Genomic DNA, 19,431 nt, shown 5'->3' with positions numbered 1-19,431 from the left:
GTCATGAAGCTGCGCTATCCATGGAGAATCGATGGAGGTGCGGAGGATACGATGCTTGCAAGGGAATGGGTGGCGGTGACGGATCAGCGGACGGGCCTCGGCTGGCTGGCGGCGCAACTGTGGGGCGAGCGTGTTCTCATTGCGTCGGCCGTTTTCGTCGGCTTCATGATGTGGCTCGCCGGGCTTCATCTCGGGTGGGTGTCGTTCGCCGTCCTCCTGCTTGTCATCGCGGGCCTTCTGCGCCTGGAGCGCCGTGCGGCTGAGGCTGGCAGCACGGCCATGGCTGGGGCCGCCGCACCCGTTTCCATACAGCCGACCGTCGAGCCTGCTCCGGTCGCCGATGACCTTACGGCGATAGCGGCCGTTCTTGGCGCGCTCGATGCACCGGCGCTTCTCCTGTCGGCGCGCGAAACGGTAAAGCTCCAGAACCGTGCGGCAGAAGCCATCTTCGGCCCGATCCCGCAAGGCAGTGACTTTGCCGGCCGGATCCGCGCGCCCGGCATTCTCGACATGGTGCGGGATGCCATCGGCTCCGGACAGCCGCGCGAAACCGAGCACGCCGAGCGCCTGCCGTCCGAGACGGTCTATGTCGTGCGTATTGCCCCGCTCGCCGGTCCGACGACGGAACCGCTCTGGCTGCTGACCTTCCGCGACATATCCCAGGCCCGTCGTATCGACCGCATGCGCTCGGATTTCATCGCCAATGCCAGCCATGAGCTGCGCACGCCGCTCGCATCGCTGCGCGGCTTTATCGAGACCCTCCAGGGCCCGGCCAAGAACGATGCCAAGGCGCATGAACGGTTCCTTGTCATCATGCATGAGCAGGCGACGCGCATGAGCCGCCTTGTGGATGACCTGCTCTCGCTCTCCCGCCTTGAACTGCGCTCGAACCTCACGCCGGACCAGACCGTCGATCTGGTGCCGCTGCTCGGCCATGTGCGCGACAGCCTGCAGCCGCTGGCATCGGATCTTGGTGTCGAAATCAAGCTCGATCTGCCCAAACATCCCGTATCCGTTCCGGGTGACCGCGATGAACTGGTCGAAGTTTTCGAAAACCTCATCGAAAACGCCTGCAAATATGGCCAGGAGGGCAAGCGGGTGGACGTCGTGCTGTCCGGCGGCGGCGACACGCCCGTCGAACTCAGCGTCACCGACTACGGTCCCGGCATCCCGCCAGAGCACGTGCCGCGGATAACCGAACGTTTCTATCGGGTTAACGTGGAGGCGAGCCGTTCCAAGAAAGGCACAGGTCTCGGTCTTGCCATCGTCAAGCACATCCTGACCCGCCACCGGGCGCGCCTCGTGGTGAAGTCCGAAGTGGGCAAGGGAACGGTGTTTACCGTCAAGTTCTGACATAAAAAGTCGTACTAGTTTGGCGTAAATTAAAATTACTTAATAATTTCATATTCTTAGCGTGTCACAAATGTTTCGTCAAACTGACATAAAAGAGAGGGCGATCGGGGTTTAGAGAAGAGCCGCCGGTCAACGGCAGAGAGCGCAAGAACAGCGCTTCCCACATATGTCCTCTTCGGGAGAACCCAGATGAAATCTCTTAAGCTCACTGTTGCGGCGCTCGTTGCTTCCGCCGCTTTCGCAGGCGTTGCCGTTGCGCGCGACCAGGTCCAGATCGCAGGCTCCTCCACCGTTCTTCCCTACGCCAAGATCGTCGCTGAGACGTTCGGCGAGACCTTCCCGGACTTCAAGACCCCGATCGTCGAGTCCGGCGGTTCGTCGGGCGGCCTGAAGGAATTCTGCAAGGGCGTCGGCCCGGAAACCATCGACATTGCCAACTCCTCGCGTCCGATCAAGGACAGCGAAGTTGAAGCCTGCAAGGCTGCCGGCGTAACGGAAATCCAGGAAGTCAAGATCGGCTACGACGGCATCGTCTTCGCAACCGACGCCGGCAATGCCGACCTGAAGCTCGAGCCGAAGGACCTCTACCTGGCGCTCGCCGCTGAAGTCGTCGTCGACGGCAAGCTCGTCGCCAACCCCTACAAGAAGTGGTCGGAAGTCAACAAGGACCTGCCGGACGCTGAAATCGCCGCCTACATCCCGGGCGAAAAGCACGGCACGCGCGAAGTCTTCGAAGAGAAGATCCTCGCTCACGGCTGCAAGGACTCGGGCGCTCAGGACGTCATCAAGGCTGCTATTGCCGACGCCAAGGAGCAGCTCTCCAAGTGCGTAGCCGTTCGTAAGGACGGTCTGGCTGTCGACATCGACGGCGACTACACCGAAACGCTCGCCCGCATCGCCGCCAACAAGTCCGGCGTTGGCGTGTTCGGCCTTTCCTTCTACGAAAACAATGCCGACAAGCTGAAGGTCGCCACCGTCAACGGTATCGTTCCGTCGACCGAGACGATCGCTTCCGGCGAGTACCCGGTTTCCCGCCCGCTGTTCTTCTACGTCAAGAAGGCACATCTCGGCGTTATCCCGGGCCTGAAGGAATATGTCGAGTTCTTCACGAGCGACGACATGATCGGTGCAGACTCCCCGCTGGCTGAATACGGCCTCGTCGCTGCTCCGGATGCAGAGCGCGAAGAGATCCGCAAGGCCTTCGCTGACGGCAAGATCATGTAATTGACTTGGGCCGGTGCGGCGCTCCTCGAGGAGCGCCGCACCGGCCGCTCCCTTTCGGGCAGTTTTCGCCCACGTCATGTTCTTCGGCCGGGAATGGGACGCCTTGTCGAACGGTCGGGGCGGGCGATTGGGCACGCTCGGAGCAACACCAGCAAAAGTGCATGAGCGGTTTTGCGTCTGGGGTTGCGACAAACAAAATGACAGCGCGGATGATCTCGCCGGGAGAGTTTCCTAAATGAGTATTTCCTTTCTTCTGCTCATCATCGCCGTCATCGGCGTGGCGGGCTATTTGGTCGGCAGCTGGCGCGCCAACGCGCTCTCCGGCGGTAAACTTTCCAACCTGCATTCCCGGCCGGGTTACTATGGCTCCTTCGTTGCCATCTGGGCCATGCTTCCGGCAATCGCCGTGCTCCTCGTCTGGATCATCGCGAGCCCGTTCTATATCAGCTCTACCGTGCGCGCCGGCTTCCCTGATGAGGTGAAGGCCGAACCGCAGGCGACGCAGAACCTCAACTACAACATGATCGGCGCCATCGCCCGCGGCCTGCGGCTTCTTTCGCCCGAAGAGCGGGCTGGGGTGTTTGCGGATGGCGCCACCGCGCGCACCGTTCTGGCCGGCAAGGGTGTGCCGCTGGCAGCCGATCCGGCGCCCTACATGCTGACCTCTGCGGACGATTATAACCGCATGACGGGCACGAGCAGCATGATGCTGTCGATCCTTGTCGTCCTCGCGGCAGTCGGTGGTTCCCTCTTTGCCTATCGGTCGATCGCGCCAAGGTTCCGCGCCCGCAACCGCGTCGAAGGGGTGATGCTGGTCGGCCTTATCGCGGCCTCCTCGATCGCCATTCTGACGACGATTGGCATCGTTGCGTCCATGGCGACGGAAGCCATCCACTTCTTCAACATGGTGCCTGCCTGGGAATTCTTCTTCGGCACGACCTGGGATCCGCGCTTTGCCGCCGCCGGTGCGACGGACTCGTCCGGTCAGTTCGGCCTGATTCCGCTGCTCGCCGGCACGCTCTATATCGGCTTTGTCGCCATGCTGGTCGCCGTGCCCGTCGGCCTCTTCGCGGCGATCTACATGTCCGAATACGCCTCGCGCACGGTCCGTTCGGTTGCCAAGCCCTTGCTTGAAGTGCTCGCCGGCATTCCGACGATCGTCTACGGCTTCTTTGCCCTGGTGACGGTTGGCCCGTTCCTGCGCGACATCTCCGCCCAGCTCAACGGTCTCGTCACCGGCAACTATTCGAACTTCATCCAGGCGCAGAGCGTTCTGACCGCCGGTTTCGTCATGGGTATCATGCTGATCCCCTACGTCTCCTCGCTGTCGGACGACATCATCACTGCCGTGCCGCGGGCGCTACGTGACGGCTCGCTCGGCCTCGGTGCCACCCGCTCGGAAACCATCAAGCGCGTCATCCTGCCGGCGGCACTGCCCGGCATCGTCGGCGCACTCCTGATGACCGCATCGCGCGCCGTCGGCGAAACCATGATCGTGGTGCTGGCCGCCGGTGTTGCCGCCCGCATGCAGCTCAACCCGTTCGAGCCGATGACGACGGTGACGGTCAAGATCGTCAACCAGCTGACGGGGGACCTCGAGTTCACCTCGCCTCAGACGCTGGTGGCCTTCGCGCTTGGCATCACGCTGTTTGTCATCACGCTTTGCCTTAACATCTACGCCCTCTATATCGTGCGCAAATACCGGGAGCAGTACGAATGAGCCAGGTCTCTACGAGCCCCTCGATGGCCGCCCTAGGTGCTGCCGCCAAGCCTCAACGCCGCGATATCGGTCTGCGTGGCCGCTACGCCGCCGAACGGCGCTTCCGTCTCTACGGCATGGCCGCAATCAGCTTTGGCCTGCTGTTCCTGTTCCTCCTGCTGTTTTCGGTTGTCTCCAAGGGCTATACCGCCTTCCAGCAGTCGATGATCACCATTCCGGTCGAATTCTCGGAACAGATCATCGACAAGAACAATGAGCGCGCCACCAATCCGCAGAAGCTGGTCTCGGCCAACTATCCGGTCGTTGCCCGCAATGCGCTTGCCAAGGTGCTCGGCGTCAGTGAAGACGACCGCGCCGGCCTCAAGGCGGTCAACGGTATGATCTCGGACAGCGTCCGCGTTCAGCTCCGTGACCTCATCACGGCCAATCCGGCGCTCATCGGCACCACGCAGACGGTGACCTTCCTCGCCCACGGCGATCTCGATTCGGCGTTCAAGGGGCAGATCGATCTCTCCGTCGCGGAGAGCAACCGCAAGATCTCCGACAAGCAGCTCGGCTGGATGAACCAGCTTGCTGAAACCGGCGCGCTCGCCAAGCACTTCAATACCGGCATCTTCATCAACGGCGCATCGAGCCGTCCGGAAGCCGCCGGTGTCGGCGTCGCGGCCGTCGGTTCGCTCTTCATGATGCTGATCGTGCTCGCGCTGTCGCTGCCGATCGGTGTGGCCGCCTCGATCTATCTCGAGGAGTTCGCCCCGAAGAACCGCTTCACCGACCTCATCGAAGTCAACATCAACAATCTCGCCGCGGTGCCGTCGATCGTCTACGGTCTGCTCGGCCTCGCCGTCTTCGTCAACTTCGCCGGTTTCCCGCGCTCGGCAGCCCTCGTCGGCGGTCTGGTGCTGACCCTGATGACGCTGCCGACGATCATCATCGCGACCCGCGCCGCTCTCAAGGCCGTGCCGCCGTCGATCCGTGCAGCGGCCCTCGGCCTCGGCGCCTCGAAGATGCAGACCGTGTTCCACCACGTCCTGCCGCTCGCCATGCCGGGCATCCTGACGGGCACGATCATCGGCCTGGCGCATGCGCTCGGCGAAACCGCACCGCTGCTCTTGATCGGCATGGTCGCCTTCGTCGCGGACATTCCGTCAACGCCGCTTGAGCCCGCAACGGCCCTTCCGGTGCAGATCTACATGTGGGCGAACGAGGCGGAACGCGCCTTCGTGGAGCGCACGTCGGGAGCGATCATCATCCTCCTCATCTTCCTCATCCTCATGAATGTGGGTGCAATCCTGTTGCGCCGCCGTTTTGAACGGCGCTGGTAGAAGGTTATAGACAGATGAACATCATGTCAGAAGCAGCAGTCGAGAAAGCGCTGGACAAGAAAATGAACGACATTTCCTACAAGATGATCGGCAAGGACGTTTCGGTCTACTACAGCGACAAGCGCGCCCTCTACGACGTCAACCTGAACGTCCGCGAAAACACCGTGACTGCGCTCATCGGCCCGTCGGGTTGCGGCAAGTCGACGTTCCTGCGCACGCTGAACCGCATGAACGACACGATCGAAGGCTGCCGCGTCACCGGCCGGATCACGCTCGATACGGATGACATCTATGATCCGAGCATCGACGTCGTGGAACTGCGCGCCCGCGTCGGCATGGTGTTCCAGAAGCCGAACCCCTTCCCGAAGTCGATCTATGAAAACGTTGCCTACGGCCCGCGCATCCACGGCCTCGCCAAGACGAAGGCGGACATGGATGCCATCGTCGAAAAGAGCCTGCAGAAGGCCGGCCTCTGGAACGAGGTGAAGGACCGTCTGCAGGAGGGCGGCACCGGCCTCTCCGGCGGCCAGCAGCAGCGCCTCTGCATCGCGCGCGCCGTCGCCGTCAGCCCGGAAGTCATCCTGATGGATGAGCCGTGCTCGGCGCTCGACCCGATCGCGACCGCCAAGGTCGAGGAACTGATCCACGAGCTGCGCGCCAACTTCACGATCGTCATCGTGACGCACTCGATGCAGCAGGCGGCCCGCGTCTCGCAGCGTACCGCCATGTTCCACCTCGGCAATCTCGTCGAGGAGAACGACACCGACAAGATGTTCACCAACCCGGACGACCAGCGCACGCAGGACTACATCATGGGCCGCTTCGGCTGACGCGATCGTCGCCAAAGCCCTGAAAACCCGAGCGCATTAAGGACAGAACCATGTCATCGACCCATATCGTCTCGATTTACGACGAAGAACTGAAGTACCTCTCCCGCCGCATCTCCGAGATGGGCGGCACGGCCGAGCAGATGGTTGCGGATGCCGTCCGCGCCCTGGTTGCCACCGATGGCGCTCTGGCGCAGAAGGTCATTTCCGAGGACGTCATCCTCGACACTGCCGAGCGTCAGATCAACGAGAAGGCGATCGTCACGATCGCCAAGCGCCAGCCGATGGCGGCGGACCTGCGCGAAATCATGGGCGCCATCCGCATCGCGGCCGAACTGGAGCGCGTCGGCGACCTTGGCAAGAACACCGCCAAGCGCGTCATCGCCGTGCAGAGCTCGGGCATGCCGCGCAAGCTTACCCGCGGTCTCGAGCATCTCGCGGAACTCGCGCTGATGCAGCTGAAAGAAGTCCTCGACGTCTACGCGACCCGCTCGATCGAGAAGGCCAAGGCCATCCGCGAGCGCGACGACGAGATCGACGCGATCTACACGTCGCTGTTCCGCGAACTCCTGACCTACATGATGGAAGATCCGCGCAACATCACGCCCTGCACGCATCTCCTGTTTTGCGCCAAGAACATCGAGCGCATCGGCGACCACGCGACCAACATTGCGGAAACCATCTACTACATGGCGACCGGCTCGCAGCCCGAGGGTGAACGCCCGAAGGACGACACCACGACGTCGGTGGTCACTGCCGACGTTACCGACGCCTCCGAGTAAGGAGTTTCACCTCCATGGTGCCCAGAATTGCCGTCGTCGAAGACGAGGAGGCGCTCAGCGTCCTCCTGCGCTACAATCTCGAGGCCGAAGGTTTTGAGGTCGATACGATCCTGAACGGTGACGAGGCCGAGATGCGCCTGCAGGAGCGCCTGCCGGACCTTCTCATCCTCGACTGGATGCTGCCGGGCGTTTCGGGCATCGAGCTGTGCCGGCGGTTGCGCCAGCGTCCGGAAACCGAGCGCCTGCCGATCATCATGCTGACGGCACGCGGCGAGGAAAGCGAGCGCGTGCGCGGGCTCGCCACCGGCGCCGACGACTATGTCGTCAAGCCGTTCTCGACGCCGGAGCTCGTCGCGCGCGTTCGCGCCATGCTGCGCCGTGCAAAACCCGAGGTCGTCTCGACGGTGCTGCGCTGCGGCGATATCGAACTCGACCGCGAGACGCATCGCGTGCACCGCCGCACCCGCGAGGTCCGCCTCGGCCCGACGGAGTTCCGCCTCCTGGAGTTCCTGATGACCTCGCCCGGCCGCGTCTTCTCGCGCTCGCAGCTTCTCGACGGCGTCTGGGGCCATGACATCTATGTCGACGAGCGCACCGTCGACGTGCATGTCGGGCGCCTGCGCAAGGCGCTCAACTTCGCCAACATGCAGGACGTCATCCGCACCGTCCGCGGCGCCGGCTACTCGCTGGAAACCTGAGCCAAGCGTTTCCTCCCAAGGACGGAAATGGGCCCTTTGGGGCCTGTTTGCGTTTTGGGGGCTGCGCGTCTCTCGTCAGCACAAAAGAAAAGGGCCCTTCCGGGCCCTTATCGCATTCAGCTCTTCGTTTCTGCTAGCGCATCCGGCGCCGTTCAGCCGAGGGCTGGTAGGCGAGGCGCTGGTGGTAGGTGCAGTAGGGCGAGTTGTCCGGGGATTCGTTGCCGCAGAAGTGGAAGTCGTCGTTCAGCGGGTCGCCGATCGGCCACTTGCAGGTGCGCTCGGTCAGCTCGGTCAGTTCCAGCTTCCGCGACATCGGCACAACCACTTTGTTGCCGTTGGCGGGGACCGGAAGCTGCTCCGTCTGTGCGTCGAAATCGGCGTCGATGTCTTCCTTGGCGAGGATCGCGCCGGTCGGACGTGCCGCTACGCGAGCGGGGACCGGACGGGCCGCGAAGTTCGACGGCCGCGGCGTTGCAACGGCCGGACGCTTCGGGCGGGCGGCGGTCGGCGTGCCGCCGGCTTTCGCGCGGCCCGGCAGGTTCAGGCGGTGCACCTTGCCGATGACGGCGTTACGGCTGACGCCGCCGAGCTGCGCTGCGATCTGGCTCGCGCTCAGACCTTCGCTCCAGAGCTTCTTGAGTTTCTCGACCCGCTCGTCTGTCCAGTTCATCTTCTCGTCTCCGTTCGACGCTCGCGATGCGGGAATCCCTCATCGCGTTCCGGATGGGTCCGGAACTTGAACGCCCTAACTCTTTTGGTGACTAGTTCCGCCGCTTGCAGTCTAGTAATTGGTCTTTAACCTAGAGTTCGGGGGACTCTGTGACAAGAGTCGCGGGAATCGGTGCGAATCGATTTCGGAGTTTTCCCCAACTTGCTGCCCTGGTGTGACTCAAGAGCGACACCTTGCGCGCGTATCGTGAATCCTCACGTTGCGGTAGGTTCAGCGGCATTTCAGACGTGCATTTCATTGACATTGCAGGGAGAAATGCTGATAGTGCCGCATGCCGCCGAAAGGCGGTTTTTGATTTTTCTAAAGCCTGGAAAAGTCAAGCCGTAAACGAATCTTTCCGCATCTCTTTTCGGGGGACCTGCGCCATGGCCGATGCCGCGCCGCTCTATGAAACCTATATGCGTGCACCGCTCCGGTTCACGCGCGGGGAGGGCGTCTGGCTGATCGCCGAAAATGGCGAGCGATATCTCGATTTCGCCGCTGGCGTCGCCGTCAATTCGCTGGGCCATGCGCATCCCCATCTCGTTGCCGCGCTGAAGGATCAGGCCGAGAAGGTCTGGCACCTGTCCAACCTCTATGAGGTTCCGGGCCAGGAAAGCCTCGGCCGCCGGCTGACGGAGGCGACCTTCGCCGACAAGGTGTTCTTCACCAATTCCGGGGCGGAAGCGCTGGAATGCGCGATCAAGACCGCGCGTCGCTATCATTTCGCCAAGGGCCACCCCGGCAAGTTCCACATCATCACCTTCGACGGCGCCTTCCACGGCCGCACGATCGCCACCATCGCGGCCGGCGGACAGGAAAAGTACATCGAGGGTTTCGGCCCCAAGGCGCCGGGCTTCCTCAAGGTCCCCTTCGGCGACATCACAGCCGTCAAGGATTCGATCACCGAGGAAACGGCGGCCATCCTGATCGAGCCGGTGCAGGGCGAAGGCGGTATCCGCCCGGTACCGAAGGAATTCATGCAGGAGCTTCGCCAGCTCTGCGACGAATATGGACTGTTGCTGATCCTCGACGAGGTGCAGTCCGGCGTCGGCCGCACCGGTCGCCTCTTCGCCTATGAATGGTCCGGTATTGCGCCGGATATCATGGCGGTTGCCAAGGGCATCGGCGGCGGCTTCCCGCTCGGCGCCTGCCTTGCCACGAACGAAGCGGCTGCCGGCATGGTCGCCGGCACACATGGCTCCACCTATGGCGGCAACCCGCTCGCCATGGCCGTCGGCAATGCGGTGCTCGACGTCGTGCTGGAAGACGGGTTCCTCGATCATGTCCGTGACGTCGCCCTCGTCTTCCGCCAGGGCCTTGCGGCCCTCAAGGACCGTTTCCCGGAGATCATTGAGGATGTCCGCGGCGAAGGCCTGATGCTCGGCATCAAGGCAAAGATTCCGGTCGCCGACCTTCTAAAGGCCGTGCGTGCGGAAAAGCTGCTCGGCGTGCCCGCCGGCGACAATGTGCTGCGGCTTCTGCCGCCGCTTACCGTCACGGCGGAAGAGGCGCGCGAGGGGCTCGCCCGCATCGAGCGCGCAGCCGAAAAGCTGACGGCGGCCAAAGCCGCATAAGCAGGACCGAGACAGACAGGACACATCATGGCCAAGCATTTTCTCGACCTTTCCGCCGTTTCGGAAAGCGATCTCCGCGTCATCATGGACGATGCGCACACGCGCAAGGCCGCCCGCAAGGCCGGCACGGAAGAAAAGCCGCTCGCCGGCAAGATGCTCGCGATGATCTTCGAGAAGCCGTCCACCCGAACCCGCGTCTCCTTCGATGTCGGCATGCGCCAGCTCGGCGGCGAGACGCTGTTCCTGTCCGGCACCGAGATGCAGCTTGGCCGCGCCGAGACGATCGGCGACACCGCCAAGGTCCTGTCGCGCTACGTCGATGCCATCATGATCCGCACGACCGACCATAACCGTCTGCTGGAGCTTGCCGAACATGCCACCGTGCCTGTCATCAACGCGCTGACGGACCTGACGCATCCCTGCCAGATCATGGCCGACATCATGACCTTCGAGGAGCATCGCGGCTCGACGAAGGGCAAGACCTTTGCCTGGACGGGCGACGGCAACAATGTGCTGCATTCCTTCGTCGAGGGCTCGGCCCGCTTCGGCTACACGATGAGGATGGCCGTGCCGATGGGCTCCGAGCCGGACGACAAGATCCTGAATTGGGCGCGCGACAATGGCGGCAATATCCTGCTCGGCCATGATCCCGAGGCGATCATCGACGGCGTCGATCTGGTCGTCACCGATTGCTGGGTCTCGATGAACCAGGAACACCGCGCCCGCGGCCACAACATCTTCCAGCCCTATCAGGTCAACAAGCAGCTGATGGCGCGGGCGAACGACGATGCGCTCTTCATGCATTGCCTGCCGGCGCATCGCGGCGAGGAGGTCACCGACGAGGTGATCGACGGCCCGCAGTCGGTGGTCTTCGACGAGGCGGAAAACCGCCTGCATGCGCAGAAGTCGATCCTCGCCTGGTGCCTCGGCGCCGTCTGACGCGCGTCTTGAAAAACACGCCGGCCGATACGATCTAGGGGCCATCACAGGGCGCTGGAAGGCGCCCTCTCTGGCGCATGCCCGTCCGGTATGGAATGATCCGGGTGATAGCGCGCTGAATCACGGTAGAATGCCGGTCGCAAGCAGCCGGGCCCATGGCCCGGTGGCTTCCCGGTGTGCAAGGAGCAGAATGATGATGGCTGACAATGCCTTGAAACTCGGTGAGCTCGGTTATTCCGGCGACGACCATATCCTGCCGTTTCAGGTGGAAGGGCTCGACGTGCGCGGTCGTGCCGTGCAGCTCGGTCCCATGCTCGATACCATTCTGGGCCGGCACAATTATCCTGCCCCCGTCGCTCGGCTGCTCGCTGAGGCGATAACGCTTACCGTGCTGCTCGGCACCTCGTTGAAGTTCGAAGGCAAGCTGATCGTCCAGACCAAGGGCGACGGCCCGGTCGACCTGCTCGTTGCCGATTTCTCAGCACCGGAGAACGTGCGCGCCTATGCCCGTTTCGACCAGGCAGCCCTCGATGCTGCCATCGCCGCCGGTACGACGGAGCCGCATGAGTTGCTCGGCAAGGGCATTCTGGCCTTCACGATCGATCAGGGCACGCACACGCAGCGCTATCAGGGCATCGTTCCGCTCGACGGCGAGACGCTGGAGCAGATTGCCGGCGTCTATTTCCGCCAGTCGGAGCAGATTCCAACCAGGGTGCGCCTCGGCGTTGCCGAACTCTTCGATCGTGACGAGGCCGGCAAGGTGCGCCACCGCTGGCGGGCCGGCGGCATGGTCGCACAGTTCCTGCCGCAGGCGCCGGAACGCATGCGCCAGCCGGATTTGCCCGGCGGCGATGGCGACGATGTCGGCCACAAGATCGATGACGACGACAACTGGGCCGAAGCCAAGGCGATGGTCGAGACGATCGACGCCGATGAGCTGACGGACCCGACTGTCGGCACCGAACGGCTGCTGTTCCGGCTGTTCCACGAGCGCGGCGTGCGCGTCTACCAGCCGCAACAGGTCTTTGACCGCTGCTCGTGCTCGCGCGAGAAGCTGAAGGGCGTGCTGGTCGGCTTCAGCGCCGACGATATTGCGCACACGGCGGACGACAAGGGTGATATCTCGGTCACTTGCGAGTTCTGCTCGACGACCTACCGCTTCGACGCGACGGAAGTCCTGCCGCAGTAGGCCCCCAAGCGCATCCTCAGTTGAGGGTGCGCGGTTGTCCCGGCGTATCCAGCGAGAAGGCAGGAATGGCGACGTCGAAGGCTTCGCCGTTCTCCGCCTCCATACGGTAGCGGCCGAACATGATGCCGGACGGTGTTTCGAGCGGGCAGCCGGAAGAGTACTCGTAGGTATCGCCGGGGCGCAGCGTCGGTTGTTCGCCGATGACGCCGGGACCGTTGACCTCGTCGACCTGGCCGTTCTGGTCGGTGATGTGCCAGTAGCGTGTCATCAGCCGTACGGCGATGTCGGAATGGTTGGATATGACGACGCGGTAACCCCAGACATAGCGGCTATCATCGGGGTCGGACTGGTCGGCCAGATAGTACGGCTCTACGGTCACTTCGATGTCGCGGGTTAGCGCACGATACATGGGCAAGCCTTGAACTGATTAGCTCCTGCTATTCTACAGGAATGTGGTTTCGTCAAGGATAAGCAAAGAGGCACCGGCCGCATCGGCCGGTGCCTCCGTATTTGTCCATCTGTTGCTGAAGGTCAGGCTTTGACCTTGGAGAGCGCGCGGGCAAAATCCTCGAGCAGGTCTTCGCTGTCCTCGATACCGGCGGAAAAACGGACCGTGCCGGCCGACATGCCGAGTTCGGCACGCGCCTCGTCCGTCAGGTTCTTGTGCGTCGTCGTCGCCGGATGGGTGATCAGGCTCTTGGCGTCGCCGAGATTGTTGGAGATCTTCGCGACCTGCAGCGCATCCTGCAGCGCGAAGGCCGCTTCCTTGCCGCCCTTCAGCTCGAAGCAGACGAGCGTCGAGCCGCCGGTCATCTGCTTGGCGATGATGTCGGCCTGCGGATGGTCTTTGCGGCCCGGATAGATAACGCTGGCGACCTGGCTCTGCTCGGCGAGGAAATCGGCGATGCGGCTGGCATTTTCCGTCTGCTGCTTGACGCGAAGCGGCAGCGTCTCGATGCCCTTCAGCAATGTCCAGGCGTTGAACGGCGACATGGCCGGGCCGGTGTGGCGGAAATAGTCGTGCAGATGCTCGTTGATCCATTCCTTGTCGGACAACACGACGCCGCCGAGGCAGCGGCCCTGGCCGTCGATATGCTTGGTCGCGGAATAGACGACGACATGCGCGCCGAGTTCCAGCGGCTTCTGGAAGAGCGGCGTTGCAAACACGTTGTCGACGACGACCTTGGCGCCGATCTGGTTGGCAAGCTTGGCAACGCCGGCAATGTCGATGACTTCCAGCGTCGGATTGGTCGGGCTTTCCAGGAAGAACACTTTCGTGTTTTTCTGAATGGCCTTTTCCCAGTTGGAAAGGTCGCGTCCATCGACCAGCGTGCATTCGATGCCGTATTTCGGCGCGAGCGTCTCGACGACCCAGCGGCACGAACCGAACAGCGCGCGGGCGGCGACGATATGGTCGCCGGCCTTCAGCTGGCAGAGGATTGCAGCCGTCACGGCAGCCATGCCGGAGGCCGTGGCGCGGGCATCCTCGGCGCCTTCCAGTAGGCACATGCGCTTTTCGAACATGTCGTTGGTCGGGCTGCCATAGCGGGCGTAGATGAAACCATCCGTCTCGCCCTTGAAGCGGGCTTCGGCCGCAGCCGACGTGTCATAGACGAAACCCTGCGTGAGGAAGATTGCTTCTGCGGTTTCGCCGTGCTGGGAGCGGGTGGTTCCGCCGTGAACGAGTTGGGTGGCCGGGCGCCAGGACTTGCTCATGTGATCGTCGCCTTCAAACAAAAAAACCGGCCGCAAAAGCAGGCCGGTTTTAAACCCGGCCTTTTTAGCTACTTGTTTTACGTGGCTGCAAGCCGGCCGGCCAAATCACCACGGGATAACCTTGCTAATACTGCCTGGCCGCGCTTGCGTCAATTGCCGGCATTTGGTTTTGTGCGGACCTTCTGATGGGACGATAAGATGATGGCTTCTGCGGTGCGCAGCACGGGCATTCTGGCGGACAACGCCATTCGCGGCTTGTTCGACAGCGGACGGCTGACGAGTGAATCGCCCCTCGACGACGACCAGATCCAGCCGGCGAGCCTGGACCTGCGCCTCGGCGCGATCGCCTTTCGCGTGCGCGCCAGCTTCCTGCCCGGCCCGTCCCATCTCGTTGCCGACAAGCTCGACCGGCTGAAGCTGCACGTCATCGATCTGTCCGAGGGCGCGGTGCTTGAGACCGGCTGCGTCTATATCGTGCCGCTGATGGAAAGCCTCGACCTGCCGGCGGAACTCGCCGCGTCGGCGAACCCGAAAAGCTCGACCGGCCGCCTCGATATCTTCACCCGCGTCATCACCGATCGCGCCCAGGAATTCGACAAGATCCCGGCCGGTTATTCCGGCCCGCTCTATCTCGAAATCTCGCCGCGCACCTTCCCGATTGTCGTGCGTCGCGGCTCGCGCCTGTCGCAGATCCGCTTCCGCAAGGGCAAGGCCCTGCTCGGCGAGAGCGCACTGCTGGCGCTGCACGTGAGCGATACGCTGGTCGCCAGCGAAACGCCAAACGTTTCCGGCGGCGGCATCGCGCTGTCGATCGACCTCAAGGGCACCGGCCCGGAGGGCCTGATCGGCTACCGCGGCAAGCACCACACCTCCGTCGTCGATGTCGATCGCAAGAACCAGCACGATATCTTCGATTTCTGGGAGCCGCTGTTCAGCCGCGGCCGCAACGAACTGATCCTCGATCCGGATGAGTTCTATATTCTTGTCTCGCGCGAGGCCGTGCACGTCCCGCCGCTCTATGCCGCCGAGATGACGCCCTTCGACCCGCTCGTCGGCGAGTTTCGCGTGCACTATGCCGGCTTCTTCGATCCCGGCTTCGGCCACGCCCCGGCCGGCGGCTCCGGCAGCCGTGCTGTGCTCGAAGTGCGCAGCCATGAAGTGCCTTTCATCCTAGAACACGGCCAGATCGTCGGCCGCCTCGTCTATGAGCACATGCTCGATACGCCGGAAGGCCTCTACGGCTCCGGTCTCGGATCGAACTATCAGGCACAAGGCCTAAAACTCTCCAAGCATTTCCGCGTCGGATAAAGCTGTTCGCGAAGATGTTTCCCGCAGCATACAGCAATACCCCTACCTGTATTCGCGCAACAAAGCTTCGGGACATGCCCAGGCCACCCGGCGGAATTCCGAATACTGTCGGAGCGCGACGCGCCTGCGCCTCTGTTAAACGATGCCGCGCGCCTCGCCTTGACACGCCCGGCGAACTGTTGAATGACTCCGCCGTCGCGCTGCCTTGCGGGTATGATGTAACGGTAGCCTGTCAGCTTCCCAAGACTGCTCGCAATGGTTGCATAAGCTGGTTGTAATCACTCATTTACAAATATAATCAGTGATTCAAGAGCGTTCCTGCTCGCGAATTTCCTCGGAATTTTTGCGAGCGAGCGGCACAGAAATCGCACCAGTTCTCGATAGGAACGGACCTCTTGTAAGCCGAAGTTTACGAAACGGTCTTGCGCTTGGTCGTGATGAATTGCAGTGCGCCCCAGTGGCACCAGGAATAGCCCACCTCGTTCCAGCATGGTCTTCCAAAGGAACAGTCGTCATTCGAGACCAATTCCCAGGCGAGGGTGCTGACCAATTTCCTCGATTTTCCAGAGCGATTTAAATCGCGTTTTTGAAAATGCCTGCGGTCGTGTTCAAGTGCGGTCTGATTTGAGATTTATTCCTGCCCTCCCGCATCTCGATCCGCGTTGTCTAAGCCGGTGACAGAATGGACCCTCGCCTCATCGAACAAGGAGAGGCGAGATGAGCAAGGCAAAACCAGCAACCGTCCCGACCGACAAGGCTGTCATCGCAGTAGCGATCGCGGAAGGACGGAAAATGATCGACGCTGGAAAATCCAAAATCGATACTGCCTTGGCGATCTACGAAAAGCTTGAAGGCATGGAACAGGACGTCATCGTCAAGCTTTCAGGGCGATTGATGCGACAGAGCTCGCGCGGGAATTCGGAAGTGTTTTCACGAATCGTCCCTCGCCTTGACACGCCCGGCGAACTGTTGAATGACTGCGCCGTCGCGCTGCCTTGCGGGTATGATGTAATGGTAGCCTGTCAGCTTCCCAAGCTGAATGCGCGGGTTCGATTCCCGCTACCCGCTCCAGCGCGGTTTGTCAGGGTGTTGCGCGACATTCAAGCCAATCGTTTTTCGGACGGTTTTGCAGCGTGTTTTACACCTGCCGTTCGCGATCCTGTCTGCATTCTCAAACGGTTTCGGGTGCGGATGGGTGCTCCGGCACCGTTTGCGTAGGGCGATGGGCCGTCTTGTTCCAGAAGAAGGGGTTGCTGCGCAATTCGCCCACGGCGCGCCAGGCTGCCCGGGACACGAGCAGCCAGTAGACGGGTGTCATCGTCCAGCGCCAGCCGACTGCAGCCCGTTGCTGCGGCGTCATGCCCCTGCGGCCGAGCGCGATGAAGACGGCGTAGCTTCCGAAAATGTTGACGATGTCGATCGCAAAGAGGGTCAGGTGAAGCGGCCCGACAATGTAGGCCTGCTGGAAGGCAAGCTGCCAGGCGATGAGGCCGAGATAGCCGACGATGAGCGGGTGGGCCAGCGACGACAGAATAAGCCCGCCGATCAGCACCTGGAAGACGAGGCTCGGCCCGAGCCCCATGTCCTGCACCAGCTGCGCAGGTTGGCGCATCAGCACCAGCCAGGTTTGCAGCCACCCTTTGAACCAGCGCGTGCGCTGGCCGAGCCAGGCCTGCATCGTGGTGGGCGCCTCCTCATAGGTCGGCCTGGTGATCGTGCCGCACCGATATCCCAGCCGATAGAGCCGCAGGCCCAGATCGGCATCCTCCGTCACATTGTAGGGATCCCACCCGCGGACCTGCTTTAGAACGCGGGTGCGAAAGTGGTTCGACGTGCCGCCAAGCGGCATCGGAAGACGGGCGGCGGCTAGGCGCGGCAGTAGTACGCGGAACAGGCCGGCATATTCCAGGGCGAAGAGCGCGCTCAGCCAGCTCTCGCGCGCATTGGTGATGACGAGGGGCGCCTGAAGACAGACGACATCCGGTGAGCCCGCCTCGAATGTGCGCCAGGCCTCCTCGAGTTGCAGGGGATCGATCCGATCCTCCGCATCGTAGATCACCAGGTATTCGCCGCGCGCCGCGCCAAGCGCATAGGAAAGCGCTTTCGGCTTGGTGCGGGGCTGACCGGGTGGGACCTTGACCACTTCGTATTGCCGGCCGAGGCGGACGGCGGCAAGCGCATCGAGGGTTTCCTCGTCGTCGGCCTCGCAGATCAGTTTGATGTCGAGGCAAGCGACCGGCCATTCCAGCCGGTTCAGCGTGTCGATGAGTTGCGGGACAATGGCAGCTTCCCGATAGAGCGCGATGAAGACGGAGTAGACGGGGCGCCGAACCGCCGGGGGGCGGGGCAGCGGCCGGTTTCCGGCGCGTTCACCGGTGCGCATTGCCGCAAGGCGTATGGAAAACGAAGCGAAGAAGAAGCAGCTCAGCACGATATGCAGCAGGAGCAGCGTGATCTCCGGCGCGGCGATGGTCAGCACGACCATGATCGATACCGCCGCTCCGGTATAAAAACCCTGCTGTCCCCACAATGTAATGCGGGCGCTGGCCTCGGGCATGCCGCGAAAAAGCTGGTCGACCGTTTCGCGAAGGCGCCGCGAACCGCCGGCCTCCCACAAGGCTGCACGAAGGGCGGTGGGCGTGGTGGCAGCCAGCATCGTGCGAAGGGCGGGAGAGAAATGCAAGCTTTCGCCCAGATAAGCGAGCCTTTCGGCGCTCGGCACGATCACCGTGAGGGGAGCCTGGGTAGGATGGCGAATCCTGATAATCGTCGGCTCGATCAACTGCGTGTCGGCGTCGGGGATATCCTCGATCTGGTCCGGGTCCAGTTGCGGCAGGAAGGGCAGGCCCAGGATTTCGGCAAGGGCTTCATAATATGTCGCCTCGCAAACCACACCGCTTGCGAGAAACTCTGCCTCGAGGGTCGTGCCATGCCGGCCCGCCTGAACCAGCATCGCCGAGATCAAGGTTTTGGAGAGGCCCAGCCTACGGAAAAGGCGGGCTTCCGACATCAGGCACGCGGGAACGTGCAACTCGGCCTGCGGCGCCGGGCATGCCGGCGCAATGCCGATTGCAGTGGCGAAAGCGACGTCATCGGGATATTCTGCCAGTCGCATGCAGCCCCCGGTGCCGTTTGAACGGCAGCGCCCCATTGAAACCCCAAGTTGATTGTAATGGTGTATAGCGGAATTTCATCCTTTAAATTTCACTGGCTTGTTGCGCTTTGTCTGTTGATAGCGGTGAGCCCGCCTAGCGCTGCTGCGCAGGAACGGCCGTCGGTCGATCTGCCGATCCTCTTCGACACGCGCGAGCGCATCGCCCGCCCGGACCTTTCGGGGATCGTCCGCCTGCGCTTTTTGACCACCGTGGATTTCCCACCCTTCAATTTCATCGACCAGACAGGCAAGCTCGCCGGCTTTCACGTCGATCTCATTCGCGAAATCTGCCGCGAACTTGCCCTGACGGACAAATGCCAGGTCCAGGCCGTGACCTTTCCGGAACTGGAGAAGGCGCTGGTGGACGGCAATGGCGAGGCGGTTGCCGCGGGCGTGGCCGTCACGGCAGAGCTGCGCGAGCGTTTTGTCTTCTCCCGGCCGTTCATGCGCCTGCCCGCGCGCTTCGCCGTGGCAAGGAAAACGGCGCCAGCCGGGGAGAGCCCTGCGGCGCTGTATGGCAAGCGGGTGGGTGTCATCGCAGGCAGCGCGCACCAGGCGATGCTGGGCACGTTCTTCCCACGCATCCAGCCGGAGGCGTTTCCCGACCGTGCGGCGCTGCTTGCGGCCTTGAAGGATGGCAAGGTGGATGGGGTGTTCGGCGATGGCCTGCAACTGGCCTTCTGGACGAACGGGACGGATTCCGCCGGCTGCTGCCGCCTCTTCGACGGCCCCTATCTGTCCGAGCTGTTTCTTGGCGAAGGGTTGGCCATCATGGTCCGCAAGGAAGACGCCGTGCTGGCCGAGGCGATTGATCACGCGCTATTGGCCTTGTCACGCAACGGACGTTTGCAGGAAATCTATTTGCGGTATTTCCCGATCAACCTCTACGGCGGCTGAGTTGGAGCATTTC

General features: G+C 62.5%; 16 protein-coding genes, 1 tRNA gene and 1 riboswitch. Of the genes, 13 read left to right on the top strand and 4 right to left on the bottom strand.

The window, feature by feature from the left end; translation table 11 throughout:
* The first annotated feature begins 51 nt into the window (after positions 1-51).
* From phoR to phoB, 7 genes are all read left to right on the top strand, one after another.
* Entirely contained in the window at positions 52-1,353 is a 1,302-nt protein-coding gene (gene phoR / locus AC1RT2_RS13530) for a phosphate regulon sensor histidine kinase PhoR (protein WP_493102559.1), read from the top strand.
* A gap of 189 nt (positions 1,354-1,542) precedes the next feature.
* Positions 1,543-2,577: a substrate-binding domain-containing protein gene (locus AC1RT2_RS13525; RefSeq protein WP_069060134.1), complete on the top strand. Its 1,035-nt coding sequence runs from the start codon at positions 1,543-1,545 to the stop codon at positions 2,575-2,577.
* Between the two features lie 235 nt (positions 2,578-2,812).
* The gene (gene pstC / locus AC1RT2_RS13520; protein ID WP_069060133.1) at positions 2,813-4,297 is read left to right on the top strand and encodes a phosphate ABC transporter permease subunit PstC; all 1,485 of its coding nucleotides are present in this window, start codon (positions 2,813-2,815) and stop codon (positions 4,295-4,297) included.
* A complete protein-coding gene (gene pstA, locus AC1RT2_RS13515; RefSeq protein ID WP_069060132.1) occupies positions 4,294-5,622 on the top strand; it encodes a phosphate ABC transporter permease PstA in 1,329 nt (442 codons plus the stop codon). Before pstC ends, pstA begins: the two co-directional genes overlap by 4 nt.
* A 14-nt stretch (positions 5,623-5,636) precedes the next feature.
* Positions 5,637-6,452, top strand: a complete 816-nt coding sequence (gene pstB / locus AC1RT2_RS13510; RefSeq protein ID WP_493102556.1) for a phosphate ABC transporter ATP-binding protein PstB — start codon at positions 5,637-5,639, stop codon at positions 6,450-6,452.
* A 50-nt stretch (positions 6,453-6,502) separates the two neighbouring features.
* On the top strand, positions 6,503-7,231 hold the full coding sequence (phoU, locus tag AC1RT2_RS13505) for a phosphate signaling complex protein PhoU (RefSeq protein WP_069060130.1): 729 nt from the start codon (positions 6,503-6,505) through the stop codon (positions 7,229-7,231).
* Between the two features lie 14 nt (positions 7,232-7,245).
* Positions 7,246-7,929 (top strand): phosphate regulon transcriptional regulator PhoB, encoded by a 684-nt coding sequence (gene phoB / locus AC1RT2_RS13500; protein WP_069060129.1) that lies wholly within the window; start codon positions 7,246-7,248, stop codon positions 7,927-7,929.
* 133 nt (positions 7,930-8,062) lie between these two features.
* On the opposite strand, the gene AC1RT2_RS13495 is transcribed toward phoB, so the two are convergent.
* A complete protein-coding gene (locus AC1RT2_RS13495; RefSeq protein ID WP_069060128.1) occupies positions 8,063-8,599 on the bottom strand; it encodes a GcrA family cell cycle regulator in 537 nt (178 codons plus the stop codon).
* A gap of 425 nt (positions 8,600-9,024) precedes the next feature.
* Between AC1RT2_RS13495 and AC1RT2_RS13490 the strand changes: the two genes are divergently transcribed.
* From AC1RT2_RS13490 to AC1RT2_RS13480, 3 genes are all read left to right on the top strand, one after another.
* A complete protein-coding gene (locus tag AC1RT2_RS13490; protein WP_069060127.1) occupies positions 9,025-10,215 on the top strand; it encodes an aspartate aminotransferase family protein in 1,191 nt (396 codons plus the stop codon).
* Positions 10,216-10,242: 27 nt separating this feature from the next.
* Entirely contained in the window at positions 10,243-11,154 is a 912-nt protein-coding gene (gene argF / locus AC1RT2_RS13485) for an ornithine carbamoyltransferase (protein ID WP_069060126.1), read from the top strand.
* A 196-nt stretch (positions 11,155-11,350) separates the two neighbouring features.
* A complete protein-coding gene (locus AC1RT2_RS13480) occupies positions 11,351-12,343 on the top strand; it encodes an Hsp33 family molecular chaperone (protein ID WP_493102927.1) in 993 nt (330 codons plus the stop codon).
* Between the two features lie 16 nt (positions 12,344-12,359).
* Here AC1RT2_RS13480 and apaG read toward each other — a convergent pair whose 3' ends face one another.
* Together apaG and AC1RT2_RS13470 are read right to left on the bottom strand one after the other, a co-directional pair.
* Positions 12,360-12,752 (bottom strand): Co2+/Mg2+ efflux protein ApaG, encoded by a 393-nt coding sequence (gene apaG / locus AC1RT2_RS13475; protein ID WP_493102552.1) that lies wholly within the window; start codon positions 12,750-12,752, stop codon positions 12,360-12,362.
* Positions 12,753-12,874: 122 nt separating this feature from the next.
* Entirely contained in the window at positions 12,875-14,059 is a 1,185-nt protein-coding gene (locus tag AC1RT2_RS13470) for an O-succinylhomoserine sulfhydrylase (protein ID WP_069060124.1), read from the bottom strand.
* A gap of 43 nt (positions 14,060-14,102) precedes the next feature.
* Positions 14,103-14,181: riboswitch (SAM riboswitch) on the bottom strand.
* Positions 14,182-14,260: 79 nt separating this feature from the next.
* Here AC1RT2_RS13470 and AC1RT2_RS13465 point away from each other — a divergent pair.
* Both AC1RT2_RS13465 and AC1RT2_RS13460 read left to right on the top strand, forming a co-directional pair.
* Complete coding sequence (locus AC1RT2_RS13465; RefSeq protein WP_493102925.1) at positions 14,261-15,367, top strand: 2'-deoxycytidine 5'-triphosphate deaminase; 1,107 nt, start codon at positions 14,261-14,263, stop codon at positions 15,365-15,367.
* Positions 15,368-16,364: 997 nt separating this feature from the next.
* Positions 16,365-16,438, top strand: a tRNA-Gly gene (locus tag AC1RT2_RS13460).
* Positions 16,439-16,538: 100 nt separating this feature from the next.
* Here AC1RT2_RS13460 and AC1RT2_RS13455 read toward each other — a convergent pair.
* Entirely contained in the window at positions 16,539-18,482 is a 1,944-nt protein-coding gene (locus AC1RT2_RS13455; protein ID WP_493102549.1) for a glycosyltransferase family 2 protein, read from the bottom strand.
* 57 nt (positions 18,483-18,539) lie between these two features.
* On the opposite strand from AC1RT2_RS13455, the gene AC1RT2_RS13450 reads away from it, so the two are divergent.
* Positions 18,540-19,418: a transporter substrate-binding domain-containing protein gene (locus tag AC1RT2_RS13450; RefSeq protein WP_493102547.1), complete on the top strand. Its 879-nt coding sequence runs from the start codon at positions 18,540-18,542 to the stop codon at positions 19,416-19,418.
* Positions 19,419-19,431: the final 13 nt, after the last annotated feature.

The organism is Shinella sp. GW821-FHT11G07 (assembly GCF_058808115.1).
This window is presented reverse-complemented; position numbering and strand designations above follow the sequence as displayed.

Coding starts and splice junctions, on each gene's coding strand:
- phoR (WP_493102559.1), top strand. CDS start 52: ATGCTTGCAAGGGAATGGGTGGCGGTGACGGATCAGCGGACGGGCCTC.
- AC1RT2_RS13525 (WP_069060134.1), top strand. CDS start 1,543: ATGAAATCTCTTAAGCTCACTGTTGCGGCGCTCGTTGCTTCCGCCGCT.
- pstC (WP_069060133.1), top strand. CDS start 2,813: ATGAGTATTTCCTTTCTTCTGCTCATCATCGCCGTCATCGGCGTGGCG.
- pstA (WP_069060132.1), top strand. CDS start 4,294: ATGAGCCAGGTCTCTACGAGCCCCTCGATGGCCGCCCTAGGTGCTGCC.
- pstB (WP_493102556.1), top strand. CDS start 5,637: ATGAACATCATGTCAGAAGCAGCAGTCGAGAAAGCGCTGGACAAGAAA.
- phoU (WP_069060130.1), top strand. CDS start 6,503: ATGTCATCGACCCATATCGTCTCGATTTACGACGAAGAACTGAAGTAC.
- phoB (WP_069060129.1), top strand. CDS start 7,246: ATGGTGCCCAGAATTGCCGTCGTCGAAGACGAGGAGGCGCTCAGCGTC.
- AC1RT2_RS13495 (WP_069060128.1), bottom strand. CDS start 8,599: ATGAACTGGACAGACGAGCGGGTCGAGAAACTCAAGAAGCTCTGGAGC.
- AC1RT2_RS13490 (WP_069060127.1), top strand. CDS start 9,025: ATGGCCGATGCCGCGCCGCTCTATGAAACCTATATGCGTGCACCGCTC.
- argF (WP_069060126.1), top strand. CDS start 10,243: ATGGCCAAGCATTTTCTCGACCTTTCCGCCGTTTCGGAAAGCGATCTC.
- AC1RT2_RS13480 (WP_493102927.1), top strand. CDS start 11,351: ATGGCTGACAATGCCTTGAAACTCGGTGAGCTCGGTTATTCCGGCGAC.
- apaG (WP_493102552.1), bottom strand. CDS start 12,752: ATGTATCGTGCGCTAACCCGCGACATCGAAGTGACCGTAGAGCCGTAC.
- AC1RT2_RS13470 (WP_069060124.1), bottom strand. CDS start 14,059: ATGAGCAAGTCCTGGCGCCCGGCCACCCAACTCGTTCACGGCGGAACC.
- AC1RT2_RS13465 (WP_493102925.1), top strand. CDS start 14,261: ATGGCTTCTGCGGTGCGCAGCACGGGCATTCTGGCGGACAACGCCATT.
- AC1RT2_RS13455 (WP_493102549.1), bottom strand. CDS start 18,482: ATGCGACTGGCAGAATATCCCGATGACGTCGCTTTCGCCACTGCAATC.
- AC1RT2_RS13450 (WP_493102547.1), top strand. CDS start 18,540: ATGGTGTATAGCGGAATTTCATCCTTTAAATTTCACTGGCTTGTTGCG.